This is a genomic window from Thiohalophilus sp. (assembly GCF_034522235.1).
Classification (GTDB): domain Bacteria; phylum Pseudomonadota; class Gammaproteobacteria; order UBA6429; family Thiohalophilaceae; genus Thiohalophilus.
Map to the genome: position 1 here is coordinate 246654 of NZ_JAXHLN010000002.1, position 24449 is coordinate 271102.

At 58.7% G+C, this 24449-nt stretch carries 22 protein-coding genes and 1 riboswitch; of the genes, 13 read left to right on the forward strand and 9 right to left on the reverse strand.

Features of this window, described 5'->3' with window-relative positions; translation table 11 throughout:
* Positions 1-87 precede the first annotated feature (87 nt).
* Positions 88-2961, forward strand: coding sequence for a bifunctional [glutamate--ammonia ligase]-adenylyl-L-tyrosine phosphorylase/[glutamate--ammonia-ligase] adenylyltransferase (gene glnE / locus U5J94_RS01380; protein WP_322563863.1), 2874 nt, complete (start codon positions 88-90; stop codon positions 2959-2961).
* Positions 2962-3045: 84 nt separating this feature from the next.
* Here the strand turns inward: glnE and U5J94_RS01385 are convergent, their stop codons facing one another.
* Complete coding sequence (locus U5J94_RS01385) at positions 3046-3327, reverse strand: hypothetical protein (RefSeq protein WP_322563864.1); 282 nt, start codon at positions 3325-3327, stop codon at positions 3046-3048.
* Between the two features lie 145 nt (positions 3328-3472).
* On the opposite strand from U5J94_RS01385, the gene U5J94_RS01390 reads away from it, so the two are divergent.
* Positions 3473-4702, forward strand: a complete 1230-nt coding sequence (locus U5J94_RS01390; protein ID WP_322563789.1) for an IS256 family transposase — start codon at positions 3473-3475, stop codon at positions 4700-4702.
* Between the two features lie 18 nt (positions 4703-4720).
* Here the strand turns inward: U5J94_RS01390 and U5J94_RS01395 are convergent, their stop codons facing one another.
* Together U5J94_RS01395 and U5J94_RS01400 are read right to left on the reverse strand one after the other, a co-directional pair.
* Positions 4721-5680 carry an O-antigen ligase family protein gene (locus U5J94_RS01395; protein WP_322563865.1) on the reverse strand — a complete coding sequence of 320 codons (960 nt, stop codon included), beginning with the start codon at positions 5678-5680 and terminating at the stop codon, positions 4721-4723.
* A gap of 18 nt (positions 5681-5698) precedes the next feature.
* The gene (locus U5J94_RS01400; RefSeq protein WP_322563866.1) at positions 5699-6859 is read right to left on the reverse strand and encodes a glycosyltransferase; all 1161 of its coding nucleotides are present in this window, start codon (positions 6857-6859) and stop codon (positions 5699-5701) included.
* A gap of 385 nt (positions 6860-7244) precedes the next feature.
* On the opposite strand from U5J94_RS01400, the gene U5J94_RS01405 reads away from it, so the two are divergent.
* The 9 genes from U5J94_RS01405 to U5J94_RS01445 are packed head-to-tail and all read left to right on the forward strand — an operon-like array spanning position 7245 to position 15573.
* Entirely contained in the window at positions 7245-8168 is a 924-nt protein-coding gene (locus U5J94_RS01405) for a branched-chain amino acid transaminase (RefSeq protein WP_322563867.1), read from the forward strand.
* Between the two features lie 28 nt (positions 8169-8196).
* Positions 8197-8421 (forward strand): zinc-finger domain-containing protein, encoded by a 225-nt coding sequence (locus U5J94_RS01410; protein ID WP_322563868.1) that lies wholly within the window; start codon positions 8197-8199, stop codon positions 8419-8421.
* A gap of 27 nt (positions 8422-8448) precedes the next feature.
* Positions 8449-9903 (forward strand): bifunctional D-glycero-beta-D-manno-heptose-7-phosphate kinase/D-glycero-beta-D-manno-heptose 1-phosphate adenylyltransferase HldE, encoded by a 1455-nt coding sequence (gene hldE, locus U5J94_RS01415; protein WP_416224142.1) that lies wholly within the window; start codon positions 8449-8451, stop codon positions 9901-9903.
* Positions 9900-11108: an FAD-dependent oxidoreductase gene (locus tag U5J94_RS01420; RefSeq protein WP_322563870.1), complete on the forward strand. Its 1209-nt coding sequence runs from the start codon at positions 9900-9902 to the stop codon at positions 11106-11108. Before hldE ends, U5J94_RS01420 begins: the two co-directional genes overlap by 4 nt.
* A complete protein-coding gene (locus U5J94_RS01425) occupies positions 11090-11893 on the forward strand; it encodes an aldo/keto reductase (RefSeq protein WP_322563871.1) in 804 nt (267 codons plus the stop codon). The genes U5J94_RS01420 and U5J94_RS01425 overlap by 19 nt, the downstream gene beginning before the upstream one ends.
* Positions 11890-12894, forward strand: a complete 1005-nt coding sequence (waaF, locus tag U5J94_RS01430; protein ID WP_322563872.1) for a lipopolysaccharide heptosyltransferase II — start codon at positions 11890-11892, stop codon at positions 12892-12894. Before U5J94_RS01425 ends, waaF begins: the two co-directional genes overlap by 4 nt.
* Before the next feature lies 1 nt (position 12895).
* Positions 12896-13657, forward strand: coding sequence for a glycosyltransferase family 2 protein (locus U5J94_RS01435; RefSeq protein ID WP_322563873.1), 762 nt, complete (start codon positions 12896-12898; stop codon positions 13655-13657).
* Between the two features lie 3 nt (positions 13658-13660).
* On the forward strand, positions 13661-14467 hold the full coding sequence (locus U5J94_RS01440) for an O-methyltransferase (RefSeq protein ID WP_322563874.1): 807 nt from the start codon (positions 13661-13663) through the stop codon (positions 14465-14467).
* Complete coding sequence (locus tag U5J94_RS01445; protein ID WP_322563875.1) at positions 14464-15573, forward strand: glycosyltransferase family 4 protein; 1110 nt, start codon at positions 14464-14466, stop codon at positions 15571-15573. The genes U5J94_RS01440 and U5J94_RS01445 overlap by 4 nt, the downstream gene beginning before the upstream one ends.
* Here U5J94_RS01445 and U5J94_RS01450 read toward each other — a convergent pair.
* Complete coding sequence (locus tag U5J94_RS01450) at positions 15564-16619, reverse strand: glycosyltransferase family 9 protein (RefSeq protein ID WP_322563876.1); 1056 nt, start codon at positions 16617-16619, stop codon at positions 15564-15566. The two genes, U5J94_RS01445 and U5J94_RS01450, sit on opposite strands and share 10 nt — an antisense overlap.
* A gap of 230 nt (positions 16620-16849) precedes the next feature.
* Between U5J94_RS01450 and U5J94_RS01455 the strand changes: the two genes are divergently transcribed.
* Positions 16850-17566, forward strand: a complete 717-nt coding sequence (locus U5J94_RS01455; protein WP_322563877.1) for a 3-deoxy-D-manno-octulosonic acid kinase — start codon at positions 16850-16852, stop codon at positions 17564-17566.
* A 91-nt stretch (positions 17567-17657) separates the two neighbouring features.
* On the opposite strand, the gene lpxL is transcribed toward U5J94_RS01455, so the two are convergent.
* The 5 genes from lpxL to U5J94_RS01480 all read right to left on the reverse strand — a co-directional run bounded on the left by lpxL (position 17658) and on the right by U5J94_RS01480 (position 22940).
* Positions 17658-19865, reverse strand: coding sequence for an LpxL/LpxP family Kdo(2)-lipid IV(A) lauroyl/palmitoleoyl acyltransferase (gene lpxL / locus U5J94_RS01460; RefSeq protein ID WP_322563878.1), 2208 nt, complete (start codon positions 19863-19865; stop codon positions 17658-17660).
* Positions 19866-19919: 54 nt separating this feature from the next.
* Positions 19920-20480, reverse strand: coding sequence for a hydrolase (locus U5J94_RS01465; RefSeq protein WP_322563879.1), 561 nt, complete (start codon positions 20478-20480; stop codon positions 19920-19922).
* Between the two features lie 4 nt (positions 20481-20484).
* Positions 20485-21810 (reverse strand): TolC family outer membrane protein, encoded by a 1326-nt coding sequence (locus U5J94_RS01470; RefSeq protein ID WP_322563880.1) that lies wholly within the window; start codon positions 21808-21810, stop codon positions 20485-20487.
* The gene (locus U5J94_RS01475) at positions 21810-22133 is read right to left on the reverse strand and encodes a rhodanese-like domain-containing protein (protein WP_322563881.1); all 324 of its coding nucleotides are present in this window, start codon (positions 22131-22133) and stop codon (positions 21810-21812) included. Before U5J94_RS01475 ends, U5J94_RS01470 begins: the two co-directional genes overlap by 1 nt.
* A 153-nt stretch (positions 22134-22286) precedes the next feature.
* A complete protein-coding gene (locus U5J94_RS01480; RefSeq protein ID WP_416224143.1) occupies positions 22287-22940 on the reverse strand; it encodes a protein-L-isoaspartate O-methyltransferase family protein in 654 nt (217 codons plus the stop codon).
* A 217-nt stretch (positions 22941-23157) separates the two neighbouring features.
* On the opposite strand from U5J94_RS01480, the gene U5J94_RS01485 reads away from it, so the two are divergent.
* Entirely contained in the window at positions 23158-24048 is an 891-nt protein-coding gene (locus tag U5J94_RS01485; protein WP_322563883.1) for an alpha/beta fold hydrolase, read from the forward strand.
* A 190-nt stretch (positions 24049-24238) separates the two neighbouring features.
* Positions 24239-24405: riboswitch (TPP riboswitch) on the forward strand.
* The last annotated feature ends 44 nt before the right edge of the window (positions 24406-24449 follow it).

A 24449-nucleotide genomic window follows, 5' to 3' on the forward strand; every position in this document is an offset into this window, starting at 1 on the left:
GTTTTTCCAGTGCAGGAAACAAGAGAACTGTTGTGACGCCAGGCGGTTTTGGTCATAGTATCCGGCACACCCATCAGGTTTTTATCAATGACTAACAACGTCGATCAGGCTATTTCGAAGTTACCCGGGCCGCTGGCCGAACAGGTCACGCGCTGGTGGGCGGAGTTTGCCCCGCAGCAGGGCGATACCGCGCTGGACGAGTCGGTTGCGGAATCACTGCCGGCGGTCTGGGCGGGGAGTGAATACGTTGCGCGCCAGTGTCTGCGTCATCCCGAGGAGTTTCCTGGCTTGCAGCCGCGGTTGTTGCAGTCGGCCGATCGGGAGCAACTCGCCGGGCAATGGCAATCGGTGGTCGATACGGTTGAGGATGAAGCCGGTCTGATGCATACCCTGCGCCGGTTTCGCCATCGCGAGATGGTGCGCATTCTGTGGCGGGATCTGGCCGGCTGGGCCGAGCTGGAGGAGACCTGCCGGGATCTGACCTGGCTGGCACAGACCTGTATTGACGGGGCGTTGAACTGGTTATATCCGCGCTTTTGTGATCAGTATGGCACCCCCTGTTATGAAGACGGCTCACCCATGAACCTGGTGGTACTGGGCATGGGCAAGCTGGGGGCCTGGGAACTGAATGTCTCCTCCGATATCGATCTCATTTTTTCCTTCGCCGATGAGGGCGAGACCCGGGGCGAGGGGCGCACCCTCAGCCACGGCGAGTTTTTCATTAAACTCGGCCAGAAGCTGATCGCCGTGCTGGATCAACAGACCCCGGAAGGGTTTGTGTTCCGGGTCGATATGCGCCTGCGCCCGTTCGGCGACGGCGGACCGCTGGTCACCAGCTTCGATGCGCTGGAAACCTATTACCAGGCCCACGGTCGCGAGTGGGAACGCTATGCCATGATCAAGGCGCGGGTGGTGGCCGGCGATCAGGCCGCCGGTGAAGAGCTGATGAGCATGTTGCATCCGTTCGTCTATCGCCGTTATCTCGATTACGGCGCCTACGAGTCCCTGCGCGATATGAAAGGCATGATTGCCAAGCAGGTCAGACGCAAGGGGCTGGAGCAGAATGTGAAGCTCGGACTGGGCGGCATTCGCGAGATCGAGTTTATCGCCCAGGTGTTTCAGTTAATCCGCGGCGGCCGGGATCCGGCGCTGCAGGAGCGGCAGGTGTTATTGGTGTTGCCGCTGCTGCAGGAAATGGATGTGTTGCCCGAGTTCGTGGTGCGCGAACTGGCGGCGGGTTACCGGTTTTTGCGCGATGTAGAGCACCGCCTGCAGGGCTATCTGGATCAGCAGACCCATGATTTGCCCGAGGAGGAATACCCGCGCCTGCGTCTGGCCCACAGCATGGGCTTCGAGAACTGGCAGACGTTTTTTGCCGAGCTGGAGCACCACCGCCAGCACGTGCATAACCATTTCGATCAGGTCTTCGCCGCGCCGCAGAACGTCGAGGATGAAAACGAGAACATTTTCTACGATCTGTGGCACGGGAATCTGGACGACGAGCCGGCCGGGCATGCCCTGGAAGAGGCCGGTTATCAGCAGCCACAGACGATCCTGCAACGGGTCGGCGAGTTGCGCGACAGCCGGCTTTATCATTCGCTGAGCACCAACGGCAAAAGCCGGCTGGATCGATTGATGCCGTTGCTGATCGGTGCCGCGGGCCAGGCCGACGATCCCGACCTCACTTTCGAGCGGGTGCTGGAGATCGTGCGTACCATCGCCCGGCGCAGCGTCTATCTGGCCCTGCTGGTGGAGAACCCGCTGGTGCTCTCGCAGCTGGTCAAGCTGTGCCAGGCCAGCCCCTGGCTGTCGCGTTATCTGTCCCGTTATCCGCTGTTGCTTGATGAACTGATGGACGTGCGCAGTCTCTATGCGCCACCGGCCAAAACCGAGCTGGCGGCGGAACTGGCCAGCGAACTGGCCCCGCTCGAGCCCGACGATCACGAGCAGGCGATGGAGGCGCTGCGCCACTTCAAACACACCAACGTGCTGCGCGTGGTAGCGGCGGATGTCTCGGATGTGCTGCCGCTGATGAAAGTCAGCGATCACCTCTCCTGGATCGCCGAGGTGATTCTCGAAGAGGCGTTGCAGCAGGCGTGGCGGCATCTGAGTGAGCGCCACGGCCAGCCGGTCGCCAGCCGCCAAAGCGGCGAGAAGGGCTTTGCGGTGATCGCCTACGGCAAGCTGGGCGGTTATGAGCTGGGCTACGGGTCGGATCTGGATCTGGTCTTTTTGCACGCCAGCGAGGATCAAAACGAGATGACCGACGGCCCCCAGCCGCTGGCGGTGCCGGTGTTTTATGCCCGGCTCGGCCAGCGACTGATCCATATTCTCACCACCCATACCCCGGCCGGCGTGCTCTATGACGCCGATCTGCGCCTGCGTCCCGACGGCGCCTCGGGCATGCTGGTCAGCAATCTCACCTCTTTTGAAGGCTATCAACTCAACAAGGCCTGGTTATGGGAGCACCAGGCCCTGGTGCGGGCCCGCGGCGTGGCCGGGGATCACGACATCATCGACCGCTTTGGCACGGTGCGCCAGACCGTGCTCGGACGGGAACGGGATCTGGGGGAACTGCGCGCCGAGGTCGTCAAAATGCGCCAGCGCATGCGCACCGAACTGGCCAAAAAAGCGCCCGGCTGTGTGGATATCAAACAGGGCGAGGGCGGCATGGTCGATATCGAATTTCTGGTCCAGTACTACGTCCTCGGCTACGCCCACCAGTATCCCGAACTGCTGACCTGGACCGACAACATCCGCATCCTCGACACCCTGGCCGGGACCGGCCTGCTGGCCGCGACCGACACCGAACAACTCAAGGACGCCTACCGTGCCTACCGTGACCGGAGTCACCGTCAGGCCCTGCAGGAACAAAAAGCCCTCGCTTCCGAGGCAGAGTTTGATCAGTATCTCGCTGAAGTACGCCGCATCTGGAACGAGGTGTTGGGTGGCAGTGGCTAGTTACTGGGTGACCAGGACCCGGGATTATATGGGACGGAAAGTTTACGTCCCGACCAACGACGCTATATTTTTGCCAACCAGCTTTCAGCCAGGTTTTTCTTTCTTTACATAGCGCGAGGTGTAACCTACTGCAAGAGTAAGGACGGCAAGAAACTGGAAGTCAAGAATCGTAAAGCGTGATTGAGTTACGTTGGAAAAAAGGAATATCAGAAGAACGGAAACTGTCGCGGCAATGATGTCTTTGGGTAACAGGTTATGCCTGTAAGCGATGATCATTTGTCGAAGCACAAATAGCAAGATCAAAGCCAGCATAATGGCACCCACGAGCCCAAGTTGGGCCAGAATAGTAATGTAGGCATTATGCAAGTGCGGGTGTCTTGCCAGTTTTTTACTCTGGCGTTTATCGAGTGGGTCTGTAAACTCCCTGGATTTAAAATGTTTTGTGGAGACTGTAAATTAAATTGTGTAACTGCTCAAAGTCCCATACCCTTGATAATAAAGGAGAAGACACATGAGCAGAAGAACAAAAACCAAAACCGATCTCGACCCGCAGCTTGAAGAACTGGTCAAGGCAGTCAAAACGCCAGAACAGCTTGCCGCATTGACCCAGCAGCTTCAGCAAAAAGCCTTTGAGGCCATGCTCGAAGGCGAGATGACTGACCATCTCGGCTATCCCAAGCACGCCACAGCCGGCCACAACACCGGCAACAGCCGTAACGGGTATAGCGCCAAAACCCTCAAAGGCGAACAGGGCGCACTGACCCTCGATGTGCCTCGAGACCGTAACGGCGAGTTTGAGCCGCTCATTATTCCCAAGGGGCAGACGCGTCTGCCGATGTTCAACGATAAAATCCTGGCGCTCTACAGTCGGGGCATGAGTACCCGCGATATCGTTGCCATGCTACTAGAGCTCTACGGCGTCGAGGTTTCCCCTACGCTCATCTCCCAGGTCACCGCGCAGGTGATTGAGGAAGTGCAGCAGTGGCAGTGCCGACCGCTGGACGAGATCTATCCCATCGTCTATCTGGACTGCATCCACATCAAGATCCGCCAGGACAAGCGGGTCAGCAACAAGGCCATCTATCTGGCGCTGGGTATCAACCTGGACGGCCAGAAAGAACTGCTGGGGCTCTGGCTCAATGAGAACGAGGGGGCTAAGTTCTGGTTGTCCGTGTTGACCGAACTCCAGCAGCGGGGTGTCCGGGATATCTTTATCGCCGCCGTGGACGGTCTGACCGGCTTCCCCGAGGCGATCAATACCGTCTACCCCAAAACAAAAATCCAGCTGTGTATCGTCCACATGGTGCGCAACTCGCTGAAGTTCGTGGCCTGGAAACAGCGCAAGGCGGTCGCCGCGGATTTGAAAAAGATCTACACCTCCCTGACGGTGGCCGAAGCCGAGCAGGAGCTCGACGCCTTTGCGGCTCGCTGGGATGATCAGTTCCCGTCGATCAGTGCCAGCTGGCGGCGACACTGGCCCAACCTGATTACCCTGTTCGACTATCCGGATGACATCCGTCGGGTGATCTACACGACCAACGCCATCGAATCACTGAACAGCGTGATCCGCAAGGCGGTCAAAAATCGCAAGGTTTTCCCTAACGATGAATCCGCCCTCAAGGTCGTCTACCTGGCCATCCAGGCGGCATCGAAAAAATGGACCATGCCCATTCACCATTGGAAGAACGCGCTCAATCGCTTTATGATTGAATTCCCGGACAGAATGCCGGAGCAGTTCTAAGCGGGCAGTTACACAGAATTATTTACAGTCTCGTTTTGTGATCTCGGTTCCCGGGCCCCAGCCGAATAAAGGTCGTTCCAGCCAGCGTTTCAATCCGTAATTCCAAAGATGCAGGCGAATACCCACGGAGCCTCTCAGGGGTATTTCGTTAATAGACGCGCCTTCCATGAGAAGTGAGATGGTTTTCTCCTCATTGTGTACTCTATTTTGTACTAAGGTGCTGTTCTGCACGATCAGTAAAATCAATATTATTCCCAGGCTGCTATACAAGAGTAGATTTTTTGCCAGAGATCGAGGCAAAAAAAGCATAGCTAAAGCAATCACTACGGCAATCGCCAGCCAGGTTCCGCGAAATGCAGTGGTGATCTGAATCTGGATTAGGACAATTATTGCAGCGAACCACGTGAGTATAATTAATGCTCTTGCTGCAGTGGGAGCCGGATATTTCAATACTCTTGGTGTGAATATCAACATCGCGGCAATAGATGCGGCGGATATGATAGTGGAAAAACCGAGGGTATAGGCGAACCCTGTTCGCTGACTTTTTAACATCCGGGTAATGTCAGTTGCTTCCGTATCAATTAAAAGTTTGGCGAACAGACCAAGCAGGGCCAGAGCAAGGCACCAGAAAATTACACGGGGTTCGCCGCGCATCCACCAGGCCAGGATTAAAAACACGATCAGACGTCCCCAGTTGCGCGCCTCTGTCCACTGGGCCTCGCTGGTTTGCGGAAACTCGAGGGCGCTTGTATAGGCGTGGAGTACCAGATAGAGAACAAACAATGCAACGGTCCAGGCCATGGGGTCGAACTTGTAATCGTTCCAGACCTCGCGAGCGCAAAAGCCCATGGCGATGAGCATCAGTAAAAGACCGAGCACCCCGCCGGCTTTATCATAAAACGCGGAGAAGGCAAAGACATACAGCCCGGCCAGTCCGATCTGTCTGATACGTGTTGATGATGGTGCGATGGATTCCATGCTTTCCTTTACTACAGATCAATTTATATGAGCATAGTGACGCTGAATTTTCTCATGCAGGGGCTGCAGAGCATTTTTCCAGTTCAGGTGTTTTTCAGCATAGTCTCTGGCACAAACTGACATTGACTCGAGCTTCTCGGAGTCTTGCATTAGCTGTTCTAGCTTTTGGGCGAGATCATTGTCGTTTTTAATGCTGAACATGACGCCGTTTCTCCCTTCATCTACCAGATCCTGTACCGAAGGGATGGTTTCCGTGGCTGCAATGGCATTGCCAAAATAGAGTGCTTCAACCAGTACATTGCCAAAAGATTCGATACGCGAAGGCAGGCAGAATATTCTGGCACGACTGTAAAAGTTATAGAGTTCTGCCTTGGACTGGATATGTTCGTGAAATTCCATGCGCTCTTCCAGTTCGGGATGTTCGCGTACAAACGCTTCGCGAAAGTGGTGGAAGCCGTTTGTTTGTGAACCGATAAAGATAAACCGCCAGTCATCGGGGAGCTGCATTTTTGCAATGCTGCGAACGAGATGCTCGGTATTTTTCTGGTGACTGCCCATTCGGGCAACGTGAAGAACGATATTTTCTTTTTCCGCAAACGTTCTTTCCTGAACTGACAGGCCTTTGACAATGTCAGGGTCGAAGCCACAGGGGATGAGCAATTTCTTGTCTTCGCTCACCTGTTTGTTGTGTTGATAAGGCAGGCTGCTTTCAAAGGAAACCGCGTTGCATTTTTTCAAAAAGAGTTTACCCAGCGTGCGCATGTAGTATTTGTAAGGGAAAAACGCATTTTCGACGTAAAAATTAAATGCCGGGAGCGCCGTGTCGGCCTTGACGTAAAGAAATCCCCTGGGGTTAAACAGTTTGTAGATGAGGCCGTAATAAATAGGGCGCTTTTTAACATTATAAACCATCAGTACGTCGATTTTTCCGGCGTTTCTGGCCAGGTACCAGAAGAAGGGCGGTTTGAACTTTTTTGAAAAAAAATGACGCAGAAACCGAATCTTCAAGCCTTTCAGCTCATTATCCAGATAGCTGTACTCGCCGTTCTTATAGGTGACAACTTCGGCGTCGTAACCGTAATGTTTGTAGAGCGTATACGGAATCATCCCGTGAGGCTGCATCAAACGGACGTTGTCAATCACCTCGCAGGCGATCACAAATTTGAGTTTCTTTGACATCAACTTACCGGAATCCGGGTGCTCTAATATTTAAGGAGACGATTATAAGGGAAAACAGGTTTCGGCTGGGGGCTGAAATCGCCACTTGTATCACAGCGCGGGACAATGTGGGTTCGACAGCGGGTCGGGGAGTACACCAAATTTTATCCATTTTTGTCCGTCGGGTGTTTGCGTATTTTTTATGCTCCGCCCGGCAGACCGGAAAGACTTGTGGAGCCGGATCGTGCCCCCCTCGGGCCCGGGCGGGGAATGACGCGAATCCCGCTGCTGCAGGGAGGCGCCTGTGCGGGTTCGGGTTGTCCGGAGCCCCGGAGCGAACGACAACGCGGCGATTTTCGCATAGAATAGCCCTCTTTGAGTCGATTTTTCAGAGGAGTAGTGCGGTATGTCGATGGCCGAGCGTGACGGTGTCATCTGGTTCGATGGTGAAATGGTCCCCTGGCGGGAGGCCCAGGTGCATGTGCTGACCCATACCCTGCATTACGGCATGGGGGTGTTCGAGGGTCTGCGTGCCTACAAGGCGGACCAGGGTACGGCTATTTTCCGCCTGCAGGAGCACACCGACCGGCTGTTTCGTTCCGCGCATATCCTTAACATGAAGATCCGCTTCGACAAGGAAACCCTCAACGCCGCCCAGCTGGCGGTGGTGCGCGAAAACGGCCTCGAATCGGCCTATATCCGCCCGATGTGTTTCTACGGTGCCGAAGGCATGGGCCTGCGCGCCGACAACCTGCAGGTCCACACTATCGTCGCGGCCTGGGAGTGGGGCTCCTATCTGGGGGCCGAGGGGATGGAGAAGGGCATTCGCATCCGCACCTCCTCGTTTACCCGCCACCATGTCAACGTCACCATGTGCCGGGCCAAGGCCAACGGCAACTACATGAACTCGATGATGGCCCTGCAGGAGGCCGTCCGCGACGGCTACGACGAGGCGCTGCTGCTGGATGTGGACGGTTTCGTGGCAGAGGGCAGCGGCGAGAACTTCTTTCTGGTGCGCAACGGCGTGATCTATACACCCGAACTGACCTCGGCACTGGAGGGCATCACCCGCGATACCCTTTTGCACCTGGCACGGGATCTGGGTTACGAGGTGCGTGAAAAGCGCATCACCCGCGATGAGGTCTACGTGGCCGACGAGGCCTTTTTCACCGGTAGCGCGGCCGAGGTTACGCCGATCCGGGAACTGGACGGGCGGCACATCGGTTCGGGCGTGCGGGGGCCGGTGACCGAGCAGTTACAGCGCCACTATTTCGATCTGGTCCACGGTCGTGTCGACAAGTACACAGACTGGCTGGCCTACGTAAAATAAAATTAAAATCCGCGAGGAGGCGAAGGCAGTGACCCAGAAAGCGAAACAGCAATCCCCGGCAACCCGTAAACCGGTGCAGGCCAATGCGGCCAGCCGCTATGAAGTGACCCGTGCGGATCTGCCGCTGCACTGTCCGATGGACAACATGACCCTGTGGGACTCGCACCCGCGGGTTTATCTGCCCATCGAGGAGCAGGGCGGCGAAGCCAAATGCCCCTATTGCGGCGCCATTTATATTCTCAAGGATATGTGACTCCCGGCCCCGGCCGGCAAGCCCATGATGAAACCTCAATTACCCCAGTTTGAACAGGCCCGGGTGCTGGTGGTCGGCGATCTGATGCTGGACCGCTACTGGCATGGCGACACCTCGCGCATTTCGCCCGAGGCGCCGGTGCCGGTGGTGCGGGTCGGCCAGTCGGAGGAGCGGGCCGGCGGTGCCGGAAACGTGGCGCTTAATATCGCCTCGCTCGGCGGCGGTGTGGCGTTGCACGGACTGACCGGCGACGATGAAGCGTGTGCCAGCCTGGAGACGATCCTGACCGCCAATGGCGTCAGCTGTCACCTGACCCGGCTGCCGGGGCTGGCGACGATCACCAAGCTGCGGGTTCTGAGCCGTCATCAACAGCTGATTCGCCTCGATTTTGAGGACGGCTTCGAGCCGCAGCACAGTGACAAGCTGCTCGGGCGGTATACCGATTCGCTGGCGCAGTGCGATATCGTGGTGCTTTCCGATTACGGCAAGGGCACCCTGGGGAGCATGCAAGCGTTGATACAACAGGCCCGCGAGGCCGGCAAGCCGGTGATCGTCGATCCCAAGGGCCACGATTTTGGTAAATACCGCGGGGCCAGCGTGATTACCCCCAATATGTCGGAATTCGAAGGCGTCGTCGGCCCTTGCCGCACTGACGAGGAGCTGGTGCAAAAAGGCCAGCGCCTGATTCAGGAGCTGGCGCTCGAGGCCCTGCTGATCACCCGCAGCGAACGGGGTATGACCCTGCTGCAAAAAGAGAAGGCGGCGATCCATCTGCCGACCCACGCCCGGGAAGTGTTCGATGTCACCGGTGCCGGGGATACGGTGGTATCAGTGTTGGCCGCCGCCCTGGCCGCCGGCGACAATCTGGCCGAGGCCACCGCGCTGTCGAACATCGCCGCCGGCATCGTGGTCAGCAAGCTGGGCACGGCGACCGTGAGTGTGGCGGAGATCCGCCGCGCGATCCGGGAGCAACACGAGCTGCCGCGCGGGGTCATGGAAGAGGACGAATTGTTGCGCCAGATTAACGAGGCCAAGGAGCACGGCGAGACGATCGTGATGACCAACGGCTGTTTCGACATTCTGCATGCCGGCCATGTGACTTACCTGGAACAGGCCCGTGAGCTGGGCGACCGACTGGTAGTGGCCGTCAACGACGACAAATCCGTGCAGCGCCTGAAGGGCGCGGACAGGCCGGTCAACTCGCTGGACAAGCGCATGCGTATGCTGGCGGCGCTGGAGTGCGTCGACTGGGTAGTGCCGTTTTACGACGACACGCCCACCAAACTGATTTGCAAACTGCTGCCCCAGCTTCTGGTCAAGGGCGGGGATACGGATCCGGACAACATTCCCGGCAGTCAGTGCGTGCGCGACGCCGGCGGTGAGGTCAGGCTGCTGGGCTACGAGGAGGGGCTCTCCACCACGGGGATCATCGGCGCGATTCGCGAATCGGAACAAAAGACCAACAAACCGGATCAGGGATGAGCGAACAAGGCCAGGTCCTGGATGTCGATGTGAGCGTGATCGGCGGCGGTATTGCCGGGTTGTGGTTGCTGGCGCGCCTGCGCCAGCAGGGCTATCAGGCCGTCCTTCTGGAAAGTCGTGCCCTGGGGGCCGGGCAGACCCGGTACGCCCAGGGCATTATTCACGGCGGCACCAAGTATGCCCTGCGCGGTAAATTGACCGACTCCTCCCGCGCCGTTGCCCGCATGCCGCAAATCTGGCGCGACTGTTTGCACGGCGCCGGCGAAGTCGATCTGGGTCAGGCACAGGTCCTCTCGCAACACCAGTATCTGTGGTCGAGTGCCTCCCTGACTTCCCGGCTGGCCGGGTTTTTCGCCAGTCGCGTGATGCAAAGTCGGACCCGGGGGCTGAACAGGGCGCAATGGCCGGTGCTGTTTCAGGACCGGGCGTTCAGGGGACAGGTCTACCGGCTGGATGAGCCGGTGCTGGATACCCTGAGCGTGATCCGCGCGCTGGCCGGGCCGCATCGCGCCGCGCTGGTGCATGTCGATCCGGCCTCGCTGAAATTCGATCGGGAATCGGGCGCGCTGCGGTTTACGACGGTCGATGGGGCCAACTGGCAGCTGCGTGCGCAACGGATTGTGCTGGGCGCGGGCGAGGGGAATGCCGGGTTGCTGCAACAGGCCGGCTATACCCAACCCGCCATGCAACGTCGAGCGCTGAAAATGGTGATGCTGCGCGGCGGTCTGCCGCAACCGCTGTTTGCCCATTGCGTGGATGCCAACGTTAATCCGCGCCTGACCATCACCAGCCATCGCGATGCGCACGGCGAGGTTGTCTGGTATCTGGGCGGCCAACTGGCGGAGCAGGGCGTTGGACGCAGCGATTCCGACCAGATCGTGGCGGCCCGTAAAGAGCTGCAGGCGCTGTTGCCGTGGGTGGATTTCTCCCGCAGCGAATGGGCGACCCTGGATATCGATCGCGCGGAGCCCCGCCAGCCGGGCGGTAAACGACCGGACAATGTCTTTGTGCACGAACAGGATGCGATAGTGACGATATGGCCGACCAAGCTGGCCCTGGCGCCGGTGCTGACGGCGGCAGTGCTCGATGCCCTGGAATCAGGGGGGATCGCGCCGCGCGGGCAGTCACCGCTGCCGCCCTGGCCACAGCCCCCTTATGCGGTGCTGCCATGGCAAGAGGAGGAGCGATGGAAATCAGGGCACTAGGCTCAACCGGCATCGCTATCAGTGTGCTGGGCCTGGGGACGGTCAAGCTCGGTCGCGATCAGGCGGTCAAGTACCCCGGCGGCTTTACCATTCCGGATGACGGGCAGGTGCGCGACATTCTCGCCCTGACCCGCGAGCTGGGGATCAACTTTATCGATACCGCCCCGGCCTACGGCAACAGTGAGCAGCGGCTGGGCGCCTTGCTGCCGGATAAACATGACTGGGTCATCATGACCAAGGTTGGCGAGATTTTTGAAAACGGCGTCTCGCGCTTCGACTTTTCCGCCGCGCATACCCGCATGAGCGTGGAGCGCAGCCTGCAACGACTGGAACGCGACAGCCTGGATATCGTGCTGGTCCATTCCGATGGCAACGACATGGATATTATTCACAATCAGGACGCCCTGGCCGAGCTGGACAGGCTGAAGCAGGCGGGCCTGATTCGATCCTATGGCATGTCCACCAAGACCGCCGAAGGCGGGCGCTGGATCGTGGAGCATTGCGATGTGGTCATGGCCACCCTGAATCTGGCCGATGATCATGATCTGCCGGTGATTGCCCGCGCCCATGAGCTGGACAAGGGGGTGGTGGTGAAAAAAGGCTTGCAAAGCGGGCATGCCGACAAGTCCGCGGGCGGTCACGGCGTGGAGAAGGCGTTCGAACATGTCTTCAGCCATGCCGGCGTCAGCAGCATGATCGTCGGCACCATCAACCCGGAACATTTGTGCCAGAACGTCGAGATCACCCACCAGGTGCTCGAGCGATTGCACGAAAAAGGCCTGTGACAGATTCCACCCCGCACATTCTGGTCATCGGGCCGGCCTGGGTCGGCGACATGGTCATGGCCCAGAGCCTGTTCATGACCCTGAAGCAGACCCGCAACAATCCGCTGATCGACGTGGTCGCGCCGGCGTGGTCGCTGCCCCTGTTAGCCCGTATGCCCGAGGTCAATCAGGGTATTGCCCTGCCGGTAAAACACAAAGAGCTGGGGCTCGCCAGGCGCTGGAAGCTGGGCCGCAGCTTGAGGCGCATTGGCTATGATCAGGCCATTGTAGTGCCCCGTTCCTACAAGGCGGCGCTGGTCCCGTGGTTTGCGCGTATTCCGCGGCGCACCGGCTATCGGGGTGAAATGCGTTACGGCACGATCAACGACATGCGTCTGCTGGACAAGGCCGTGTTGTTTCAGACGGTCCAGCGCTATGTCGCACTGGGCCGCGAAGGTAACGCAACACAGGCGCCGGCGATCCCCGGGCCGTCCCTGCAGATCGATGCGAAGAATCAGCAAACGCTGCTGCACCGGTTCGGCCTCGATACCGATAAACCGGTTATTGCCATGATGCCGGGCGCCGAATACGGTCCGGCCAAGCGCTGGCCGACAGACTATTTCACCGAGCTGGCGAGACGTCTCGTCGAGCGGGGCAAACAGATCTGGGTACTGGGATCAGCAAAAGAAGTGGAACTGGGCGAACAGATTGCCGAAGTGGACGGGGTGACCAACCTGTGCGGTAAAACGGAACTGGTGGATGTGGTGGATCTGCTGGCGTTGTGCGATCAGGCAGTGAGCAACGATTCGGGGCTGATGCATGTCGCCTGTGCCAGCGGCACCAAAGTGATCGCCATTTATGGTTCTTCGGATCCGGCCTATACGCCGCCCCTGTCCGATACAGCACAGATCGTCTACAAGCACCTGGCGTGCAGCCCCTGTTTCAAGCGAACCTGTCCGCTGGGACATACCCATTGTCTGAAGATGATAAAGCCCGACGATGTGGCCGATTTGATAGAATAAGATGATGATTACCGCAACCATTATTACCCTGAACGAAGCGCAGAATATCCGCGATTGTATTCTGTCGGTTCAGCAGGTCTGTGATGAAGTCATTGTGGTGGATTCACTCAGCAGCGATAATACGGTCGACATCGCCCGAAGTCTCGGGGCAACAGTCTATCAGCAGGAGTATCTGGGTGATGGGCCGCAAAAAGCCTTCGGCGTCACCTATGCCAAAAACAGCTGGATTCTGAGTATCGACGCCGATGAACGACTCGAAGAGGACGCCGTAAGCGCCATCCGCAATCTCGATCTCGACAACAGCCGTTGTGACGGCTATTCGTTCAAACGTCGCAACTATGTCGGTCAACACTGGATCCGGGCGGCGGGGTTTTATCCCGACAGGGTCGTCAGACTCTATCATAAGGACCGTGCAGGCTATTTGCCCAAAAAGGCCCACTCCAGCGTGGCGGGAGACAATCTCTGTCAACTGAATGCCCATATCGAGCATTTCACCTATGAAAATTACACGCATTGGGTCGAGCGGATCAATGCCCTCAGCAGCCGCGACGCCTGGGCGATGTATCAACGCGGCGTGAAAGTGCACCGGTATACCCCATTCCTTCACGCCACGGCCGGGCTGATCAGAAAACTGGTGTTCAAGGGGGGTATTTTCCAGGGTCTGGACGGTTTGACGGTCGCGATAACCACGGCCTTTCATGGGTACATGAAGTACATCAAATTGCTGGAAATTCACCAGAGTTCGAAAACAGAAAAGGAATAAATCATGCGTCTCAGTAGCAACAGACAGCGGGAGCTCTGGTCCCTGTTAATCTTGGTGGTAGTCGCCGTTCTGGCGATTGCGACAAACAGTTTGCTTTTACCGGTACTGGTGGCGCTGTTTGTGTTGTTAGTCATGTTGAATGCCCAGGTAAAGTACTTTCGCCAGATGAAGGAAACACTGGGCAAGGTTCGCAGTGAAAGTCAGGCCGTCCCCGCGATGTATACATTTTTGCAGCCGAACAGGCTGTTGCCGGAATTCGGGCCGTTTACCCTCTCGGCACGCAAAACAACCGGCCTGATGGAGCTGGTTCTGGATGAGAAGCCCGGGATGATTGTTGAGCTTGGCAGCGGTGTCTCAACATTGATATCCGCCTATTGTCTGAAGAAAAACGGCAAAGGCAAGCTGATCTCGTTTGAACATGAAGCGCAGTTCGCCGAATATACTGAAGAGAATATTCGCAACCACGGGCTGTCGGGCTATGTTGAGGTGATCCATGCACCGCTTGTGGATGTTGAAATTGACGGCCATGTTTACCAGTGGTACCAGATCGATCCCGGCAAGATAAAAGACAATATCGACTTGCTTTTTATTGACGGCCCCGTCGGGCGGGAACAGAAAAATGCCCGTTATCCCGCCTTGCCTGTGCTGCGGGACAAGCTCAATCCAGGCGCGGTCATCCTGCTTGATGATGCCAACAGAAAGGATGAAAAAGCGATCCGCAAAATGTGGCTGCAGGAAAATCCGGGCATGAAAGAGTATAAAGGCTTCTTCAGGGAGGACATGTTTGCAGCACGAATGGCCGGAAAATGAGGCTGCTTGAACTTTGCCTCTCGCCGGATCTGGGTGGGCTGGAGTTATACGCGTATCGTTGCGCGCTCGAGCTGGACAAGACCGATGAGGTGCTCGGTGTCATTGACCCGCAGGGGAAGTTGCAGGGGTTTTTCGCGGAGCAAGGTTTAGCCTGGGTCGGGTTACAGTCGGGTTTCAAGCCGCTGCCGCTGATCACGGCTAAAAAGCTGGCGAAGATCATCGATCAGCACCGGATCGATGTGCTGCATGTCCATTGGGGCAAGGACCTGCCTCTGGCCGCCTGGGCCAGGACCCTCTCGCGCTCGAAGCCCAGAGTCGTGCATACCCGGCAAATGCAGATCACGCGTCCCAAAACGGATCGCTATCACCGGTTTATTTACAAAAATATGGATCTGATTCTGGCCATCACGCAACGCCTTGAGTCCGATCTGAAAAAATTCCTGCCGGCGCAAATGGAAAACCGGATCGTCACGCTCTACTACGGCGTCAAGTCGCCGCAGACGTTGATTGACCCGAACACACAGCAACAACTTCGCGAGGAGTTGAATGTGCCGGAGCAGGCATTTCTGGCCGGGATCTTCGGCCGGATTAAAGAGACCAAGGGCCAGTACCTGCTGATCGAGGCGATCAAAAAACTGCACAGCCAGGGCAAGACGGCTTATGGACTGATTGTCGGTCATCCGATGGAGCCCGCGTATCTTGAACAACTTAAACAGGCGGTGCGGGAATCAGGTCTGGATCCTTATATCCGCTTCATGGATTTTGTGAAGGAGCCACAACGCTGGATGCAGGTCTGCGATACGGTGATCCTGGCTTCGCAGGAGGAGACCTTTGGTCTGGTGCTGGCCGAAGCCATGCAGGCGGGGGTGGCCGTGATCGGCACCAACAGCGGCGGGGTGCCGGAAATTATCGAACACGGACACAGCGGTCTGCTGTTTGAGCCGGGCGACAGCGGGGCGCTGGCCGCACAACTGGCCAGCTTGCAGGACGACCCGCAAACAAGAGCGTCCCTGGCACAGGCCGGTCGCGAGCGCGCCGCACAGCTTTTCGATTACGCCGGCCACTTCCGTTTATTGCGCCAGCATATGCTGGATGTTCAGGGCTGAGGCGGGCCGTCGAGTTGCTCGAGAAAGTCGCCGATCGTTTTCGCCGCGGCATTGATATCGATGGCCCGCATGTCCTCGGCCTCGCTCTGTTCGGGCGGGGTGATGGCCAGGCGTCGCCCGGCACGGTTGAGGGTTTGCCAGCGTAACGGCGTGGCCGAGCGGCGTCGCGTATAAAAACCGACAGTCGGTCTGTCCAGCGCACCAGCAAGATGCAGCGGGCCGGTCGAGCCGGCAATAAAGGCATCGGCGAAGGCCAGATGCCGGGCAAAGTCCGTCAGTCCCCGATCGGAGAGATAGCGTGTATGGGGCACTCTGGCGATCAGTTCGGACACCTTCTCGACGCCCTGTTGTTCGCCGGGCCCGGCACTGAGCACAAAGTGCAGGGACGGGTTGGCGCTCAAGCGGGTAATCAATTCGGCATATTGTTCAGGACCGAGATTGTTGGCCGATCCGCCGGACCCCGGATGCACAAAGACCAGTTTCCTGTCCGCATCGATGGCATGTTCACGGGCAAATGCCTGTCTGAGCGAACTGATCTCTTGCGCGGGGAAACGCAGATAAGGCGGCCCGGGCTTTGGCGGGTTATGAATCCCCTGACTGGCAAGATACGCGAGCGCCAGATCGAGATTGTATTCATGTTCCGGCTTGAGGGATCGCGAGCGTCGTTGTGTAATTCGGTGATTATAAAAAACCTGGGCGAGTTTGGTGGCGGGGGCGAAACGCACGGGAATACCGGCGAGCCAGCCGAACAGTCCCACCCGGGTGGTTGAAAATAGTGTAATCAATGCCTGGTAGTCGGTGCGCCGGATCTGCCGGACAAACTCCCATTGGTCAGACAAGGTGGCCTGCTGACCGGGATCGAGGATAACCCGGTCAATCCAGGGGCTGGCCTCGGCTATCTCGCGGGTATAGGCGGGTACCAGTGCATGAAGTTCGCAATGTGGCAGGTTCTGTTTCAGGGCGGCGAATACCGGCAGGCTCAGCATAAAGTCACCGAGCTTGTCATTACGCACGATCAGAATCTTGCAGTTGGCGGTTGCGGGCATAGTTGCGTGGTCGGAGGAATAAAATATAATGGTACTTATCGGGAAGCGGACTGTAAAATGCTAAATCGCGTCAATGCCGGCGGTAGTTAAAGCCGGCAGACAAAATGAAATTTACCCAGCCAAGAAGCCGGCACCGGTCAAACTAAAACCTTACGACTCCCCGTAACTGCGCAGCAGGAGCAAAACCTTCGCTGCGGCCAATTCACCCGCGTCGGAATCAGCAGCCTGTAATGATCTTTTCCACTCTCAAGTCCGATAATCGGTACATTCTTTATGATAGCACCAGCTTCATCGATCCCGATGACATCTCCTTTGCCTCGTCAGACTGGGCGCAACGGGATGCTATCGTCGGGTTTGCCGAAGGACGGGGTACGACATTTTTTGTCAACTACCTGGGCCGCGATCTGGCGTTACGTCATTATCATCGCGGCGGATTGATCGCCCGCTGGTCACCGGATCATTATTTGTGGACCGGTCTGGCGTCGACCCGGGCCTGGAGAGAGCTCCGTCTGTTACAGAAGCTGTTTGAGAGTAATCTGCCGGTACCCCGGCCAATCGCCGCACAGGTGATTCGCCAGGGTTTGTTCTACACCGCCGACATCATGACCCGGCGCATCACCGGGGCACGCACAGTCGGCCAGTTGCTTGTCGCGGGGGAGCTGGACAAGGCGCAATGGGCGGCGATGGGCGCGGTTATCCGGCGCTTCCATGAGCACGGGGTCTATCACGCCGATCTCAACGCCAACAACATCATGCGCGATCCACAGGGGCAGTTTTATCTTATCGACTTCGACCGCGGGGCGATCAAACGCAAGCGTCGTCGCTGGCAGCAACGCAATCTGCAGCGCCTGCATCGCTCCCTGACCAAGCTCCAGGCCGCGCACGAAACCTTCCACTTCAGCGAGGCAAACTGGCAGGTCCTGCTGACAGGCTACAACCAGGCGTAAATTAGTTCTTAGTTCTTAGTTCTTAGTTCTTAGTTCTTAGTGCTGAGTGCTGAGTACTTGGCTTGAGCCACCCTGCGTGGAGTGATTGGGCCTATACCTCGTCACTCGTTACTCGGCCCTCGGAACTGTTCAGTACCGGACACAACTGCTGCAATTCATCCAGATAACGCTCGGCAATATCCTGATGCGCTTCGATAAACGCCTGTGCGCTGGTGCCCATCCGGGCTCTTTGTGAGCTGTCTTCCAGTAATGTCTTGATCGCCGTGTACAGTTCGCTCTGCTCGTTGATCTGGATGGCGCCGTCGGCGGCAAGCAGATCCCGGGCCTCGGCCCGGAAGTTATCCATATGGGATCCGAAGATCACCGCCTTGCCGGCGCGGGCCGCTTCCAGAATATTCTGCCCGCCATGCGCCTTGAAGCCCCCGCCCATGAGCACAAAGTCGGCACCGGCAATGAACTGATCCAGCTCGCCAAAGGTGTCGGCGATATAGATGTCGGTATCGGCCGTGACCGTCTCATCCCGGCTGCGCACCGCAATATTCAACGCGAACGGCTTGAGATCGTCCAGAATGTTGTTCAGCCGTTGTATATGGCGAGGCGCGATCACCAGCAACGGACGCGGGGCCTCGAGTTTCAGCCAGCTCTCGACGATCCAGTGCTCCTCACCGTCGCGAGTCGAGGCGGCCAGCACATAGGGCCGGCCCAGTTCCATCCCCGCGGCATGGCGGGTCGGGGTCGCTGCATATTTGATATTGCCCACCAGTTTGACTTTGCGCGGCCCCGCTAGTGTTTTGAAGTGCTGCCGATCTTCTTCTGAGCGCGCCAGGACAAAATAACAATAGAGCAGGGTCTGCTTCAGGCAACGGCGTATCCACTGCGGTGCTTCGATGGTGCGCCGGGAGAGCCGGCCGTTGATGATGATGTTGCGAATCCCGTGCTGAAAACAGTATTCATACAGATTGGGCCACAACTCGGTCTCCATGATCAGCAGACAGGTCGGTTGAACACGTTGCATGTGGCGGTTGACGGCCCATTGCCAGTCGATGGGCAGGTAACTGTAGCGCACGCTGTCGCCGAGCCGTTTTTGCGCCAGAGCCCGGCTGCTCGGCGTGTTCATGCTCACCAGCAGTTGCCGATCGGGATATTCTGATTGCAGCAATTGAATCAGCGGCAGCGCGGCGTTGAACTCGCCGATGGAGGCGGCATGCAGTTGTATGTCCGCCCTGATATCCGTTGCCGACAAACCCAGCCGCTCGATCAGATAGCGCGCGTCGCGATTGCGCAGCGCGGTCCAGACGGTATACAGCACAATCGGCAGGCTCAGTAAAGTCAGCAACCCCGTATAACGCTGCATCGATTTATGCCGTCGTACTTTGTAGAGCTGGCGTTCGCCGCGCGGACGGGTCTTGAAGCGCCGATGGCCCCAGAGGTACTGGGCCGGGGTGCGGCGCACCTGTTCTTCGATCGCCTGGTTGACCAGGGTCGCATCGCGGACATCGTCGCCGGTGGGAAACGCCTCGATGGCCGGTCCCACCCGGATCAGATAGCCCTGATTACCCGGCAGACGCTCGGAATAAAACGGCACCAGCGGGGCGCCGGAGGCTTTGGCCATGCGGGCGGTGAGGGTCAGCGTGGCGGTTTGCACACCCATGAAGGGCGCGAACACGGAGCCGCGGTAACCGAAGTCCTGATCCGGGGCATACCAGACCACTTTTTTCTGTTTCAGATTGCGCAGGATGTCACGCATATCGCGGCTGCGAATCAGCCCGTCGAGCATCTTGCGACGGTTATGCACCATGACCGCCTCGAACAGCAGATTGTGCGCGCGTTTGTAAGTGGGTCGCAGCCTGTTCACGTGATAGGCCAGAAAGCGGCCGCTGATCTCCAGGGTGGTGTAATGGCCGCCCAGCAACAGCACGCCTTTACCTTTTGCCTCGGCCTCGCGCAGGTTTTCCAGTCCCTCGACGCGATAGAGGCTTTTCAGCCGTTTTTCCGATCCCCACCAGGCCAGGGCCGATTCGAACAGCGCCATGGCCGAGGAGTGAAAGTTCTCGCGCATCAGCCGGTGGATCGTCGGGTTATCCAGTTGCGGAAAGGCCAGGCGCAGATTGGTGCGCACGATCCGCCGTCGCGAGGGCAGCAACCCGTAACCCAGCAGGCCCAGCACTTTAGCGAGGAAATTCAACGCCGGATAGGGCAGCAGTACTGTCAGACGCAGCAAGCCCAGTCCCAGCCAGGTGGGCCAGAATCGGGGATGCAGGTAATCGCGAACGGGAAACGGGCTGTCGGATTGGGACATGATCGGCGTCGGTGATGTAGGTGACAGGGATCATACCCCAATCACCGCGGGCTATCAGCGAATCAGCTTCGACAACGTGCGAAACTGCGCATGCTGTGCATCCCGCAGCCATTCGAACAGGGCCGACTCGGTCATGATCACCGAAACGCCGGCCTGGCGCAGTCGGGCCAGGGCATTGCGATGATGGGTCTTGCGCCGCGAGGCGATGGCATCTTCCACCACGAACACCTGATAACCGTGTTCCTGCAGCTGGGTGGCGGTCTGCAGAACACAGACATGGCTTTCCATGCCGCCCAGTACGATCTGGCGGCGGGCATTGACGCGCAGCTGCTCGACAAAATCGGGGGCGCGGTAACAGGAAAAGCAGGTTTTTTCGATGGCGAGGTCGTTCAGATGGGCGGCCAGTTCCGGTTCGGTCGGCCCCAGTCCTTTGGGGTACTGTTCGGTATGTACCACGGGGATGCCCAGCGCGCCGGCCGCCTGGCTCAAAATCGCCGTGTTGCGCAGCAGCTGTTCGCGCACTGCCGGCTTCATGGCCGCGGCCAGTTTTTCCTGGATATCGATCAGCACCAGCTGACTGGTGGCCGTGTCGCACAGCAGGGGAGGTTGATGCATGGGATTACTGCAGCCAGGCGTTGACCTGTTTGATGTCCTGCTCGCTGAGAATGCCGGCAGCCTGCTTGAGGCGGAAGGATTCGAGAATGTAGTTGTAACGGGACTGGGCATAGTCCCGTTGTGCCCGGTACAGCTCGCGCTGTGAGTTAAGCACATCCACCGCGGTACGGGTACCGACTTCAAAGCCGGCTTCGGTGGCTTCCAGCGCGGTGCGGCTCGATTCCAGGGCCTGGGCAAAGGCCTTCACCTGGCTGATGTTGGCGATCACGCTCAGGTAGGCGCTGCGGATCTCGCGTTCGATCGCCCTGCGCTGCTGTATGTACTGCTCCTTGGCCTGGATATGCCGGGCCGCAGCTTCACGGGTCCGGGACGCAACCAGACCGCCGGAGTATAGCGGGACGTTCAACTGCAACGAGATGGCGGTGTCCTCGGTTTCGCGGGCGCCAAAGCTGCCGCCGTCGGTATCGCTGTGGGTATGATCCGCCACCAGATCGAGCGTCGGGTAATGGCCGGCCCGCGCCCGGTTGATCTCCTCTTCGGCGATTTCACGCGACTTTTCCGCGGCGATCAGGAGCAAGCTGTGATCCAGCGCGGTTTTAACCCAGTGGTCGATATCTTCCGGTTCGGGGCGCAGCAGCGGACTGTTCTTGTCCAGCTCGGCAATCTGTTCATGGGGCATGCCGGTGATCTCGCGCAGGTCCTCACGCGCCACCGCCAGCTGGTTCTCCGCGCTGATGGTCTGCGCCTCGGCCTGATCCCGGCGGGCCCGGGCCTCATGCACATCGGTGATGGCCGTCAGCCCCACGTTAAAACGCTGCTCGGTCTGATTCAGTTGCTGCTCGATCGCCTTTTGCTCGGCGCGGGCGAAGCCCAGGTTATCGATGGCGCCCAGGTAGGCAAAATAGCGCTGCGCCACCCGGGTCATCAGTTCCTGCCGGGCATTGCGGAAGTTGGCCTCGGCCCGGGCGACCTGGGCATCGGCCTGGCGCAGTTGCACGTAATAGTCGTGATGGTAGAGCGCCTGGGTGAGGCTCAGGGAGTAGCTGGTGCTGTCGTAGTCCTCACTAGTTCCTTCTCGACTGGTATCAAATTCGTATGTGTTGTAATCGGTGGTGGTTTGGCCGGTCCTTGCCGTCAGATTAACCTGCGGCAGCAACGGCGCACGACCCTGGGCAGTGGCCTCCTGGTTGGCACGGTAATCGGCTGCGGCGGCCCGGTATTGTGGATCGTTCTTCGCGGCCTGCTCGTAGATCGACATCAGATCATCGGCGCCGGCGTTCAGGCTGAACAGCAACAGACTTAAACTGGTAACAAGTTGTAGTGGTTTCATTAGCGGTATTTTTGCATTTGTGGATCGACCTCGTCGGCCCAGCGGTCCACGCCGCCTTCGAGATTGATCACGTTATTGAAGCCTTCCCGTTCGAGAAAAATCGCGACGGCCCGGCTGCGAATGCCATGATGGCAGATTACGACGGTTTCCTGATTCTTGTCTAATGATTCCACCGCCGACTGGATCCGGCCCATCGGCACCAGCGTCGAACCGTCAATATGACAGGTCTCGTACTCCCAGGGTTCCCGCACATCCAGCAAAAAAGGCGGCTCGGTGCTTTGTTCAAGATGGGTTTTGAGATCGCGCGGCGTGAACTTTTTCATGGGCGCTATTATGCGGGCGGCGTCGCTTGATTTCACCCCTGTAAAAACAGGGACGAGGAAAAGCGGTTATGCCGGGTTAGAAATTTGGGTTTCCTCGTTCCTCGTCCCTCGTCCCTCGTCCCTGGGCCCTCGCTCGTTCTCTGATGCAGCGCATCAGAGAACGAAGCGTTCAGGTTGTTCCGCGTTTTTCAGCGGCCGCAGGTCGGTCTCGAAGATGTATTCCCTGGCCCAGTCTTCCTGGCCGACGCGGGTGAGCACGATCACGTCCATGGCCGGCGGGTCGCCGACGATGGCGAACAGGCGGCCGCCGACCTTGAGCTGGTGCATGAAGGCTTTGGGCAGGATCGGCAGGGAGCCGGTGAGGCAGATCACATCGTAGGGGGCGTGCATGTCCCAGCCATGGGCGGCGTCGCCGACGTCCAGGGTGACATTGTGGATGTTGTGGGCGCTGAGTTTGGTCTGGGCGCTTTCGACAAAATCGCCGTGGATGTCGACGCTGTAGACGTGCTTGCCGAGGCGGCCGAGCAGGGCGGTGACATACCCGCTGCCGGTGCCCACTTCCAGAATGGTGTCCCCGGGTTTAATCTCCAGCGCCTGCAGCATGCGCGCCTCCAGCTTGGGCGACATCATCACCTCGTCGTGCCCCAGCGGAATATTCATGTCGGTGAAGGCGAGTTTGCGAAACTCGGGCGGGACGAAGTCCTCGCGCGGCACCTCCACCAGCAAATCCAGCACCTGCTGATCCAGCACTTCCCAGGGCCGGATCTGCTGTTCAATCATGTTCAGACGGGCTTGCTCGAAATTCATCTCCGTCATGGGACTCCCTCGCACGGCACGGTTGTTATGATTATTGTCAGGGGCCCAAGATTACGGTCTTTCCCCCGCCCCCGCAAGCCGCCGGGCGGCCAAACCCCTTCAAAATCGGGCGCTTACCCATAAAGGCTGTTTATACCTGCAGAGCGCCGGTGCGTGGACTATATTTAGACTCCCCGCCGGGCGCGCGGGGGACAGTGGGGAGAAGCTTATGGTCATTACGCGCACACCCAGGCTGCATGTCACCGGCGTCCGGGTCCTGGCCGTCTGGCTGGCGTTGCTCGGCAGCGTGGCGCCGTCGCTGGCGGGCGAGCTGGCCTGCCGGCGCTGGTTTGCGCCGTACCGCTTTCGCCGGCCGCCGCGCGAGCGGGTCTGGCTCAATGTCGCCCGGCGGGAATACGTCGCCTCGCTGGATAACGGCATGGTGGCGCTCTATCGCTGGGGCCACAAGGGCCCGCGGGTACTGCTGATGCACGGCTGGAACGGCCGCGCCACCCAGCTGAGTGCGTTTATCGAACCCTTGTTGCAGGCCGGCTATCAGGTCATCGCCTTCGACGCCCCGGCCCACGGCCTCAGCCCCGGCAAACGCACCGATCTGATCGAGATCGCCCACGCCCTGCGCTCGGTCTCGGTCCGCTTCGGGCCGTTCGAGGGGATCATCGCCCACTCCTTCGGCGTGGCGGTCACCGCCTATGCCCTGCGTCATCTGGGTGTCTACGCCCGGCGGGTCATCGGGATCAGCCCGCCGGGGCGCATGCCCTACCTGTTCAACAGCTTCTGCGAGTTGCTGCGCCTGCCGCTGCGCGCCCGCGATGCCTTCGAGGCGCGGGTCATGGCCCGCTTCGGGGCGGATGTCTGGGAGCAGCTCTCCCCCGAGGCGAACGTGGAGCTGCTCGACAACATCCCCGCGCTGCTCATCCACGACAACGACGACCGCGAAGTCACCCCCGGCCAGGCCGAAATCCTCCAGCAGGCCTGGCCCGGCAGCCACCTGCTGCGCACCGACGGCCTCGGCCACCGCCGCATCCTGCGCGATCCCGCAGTAATCGCTCACACCGTCCGGTTCCTCCAGCGTGGCGAAATCCCCGAAACCGCGGAATAACCCGAACGCTTCGTTCTCTCATGCGCTGCATCAGAGAACGAGCGAGGACCAAGGACCAGGGGACGAGGGACGAGGAAGCCCAAATCTCTAATCCGGGCACATAACCGCTTTTCCTCGTCACTCGTCCCTCCGGCCCTCGTCCCTGTCTTCTGTGGTATTGCAAATCCCTACCTTATTAATTAACTTGTACAGAGACCGCCGGGGGTGCCGAGTAAAACGGCCTCTTACCGACTTCCCCTCTCCCTCAGGGAGAGGGTAAAGGGTGAGGGGATCGAAATACGGCTGAGACATACCCTGTGAAATATTCCGAACCTGATCCAGGTAGTACTGGCGTAGGCAAGGCGGAGTCACACAAGCAGTCCCCCTATCGTGTGCGGTCGTGGAATTCAGCTATGAGGCAA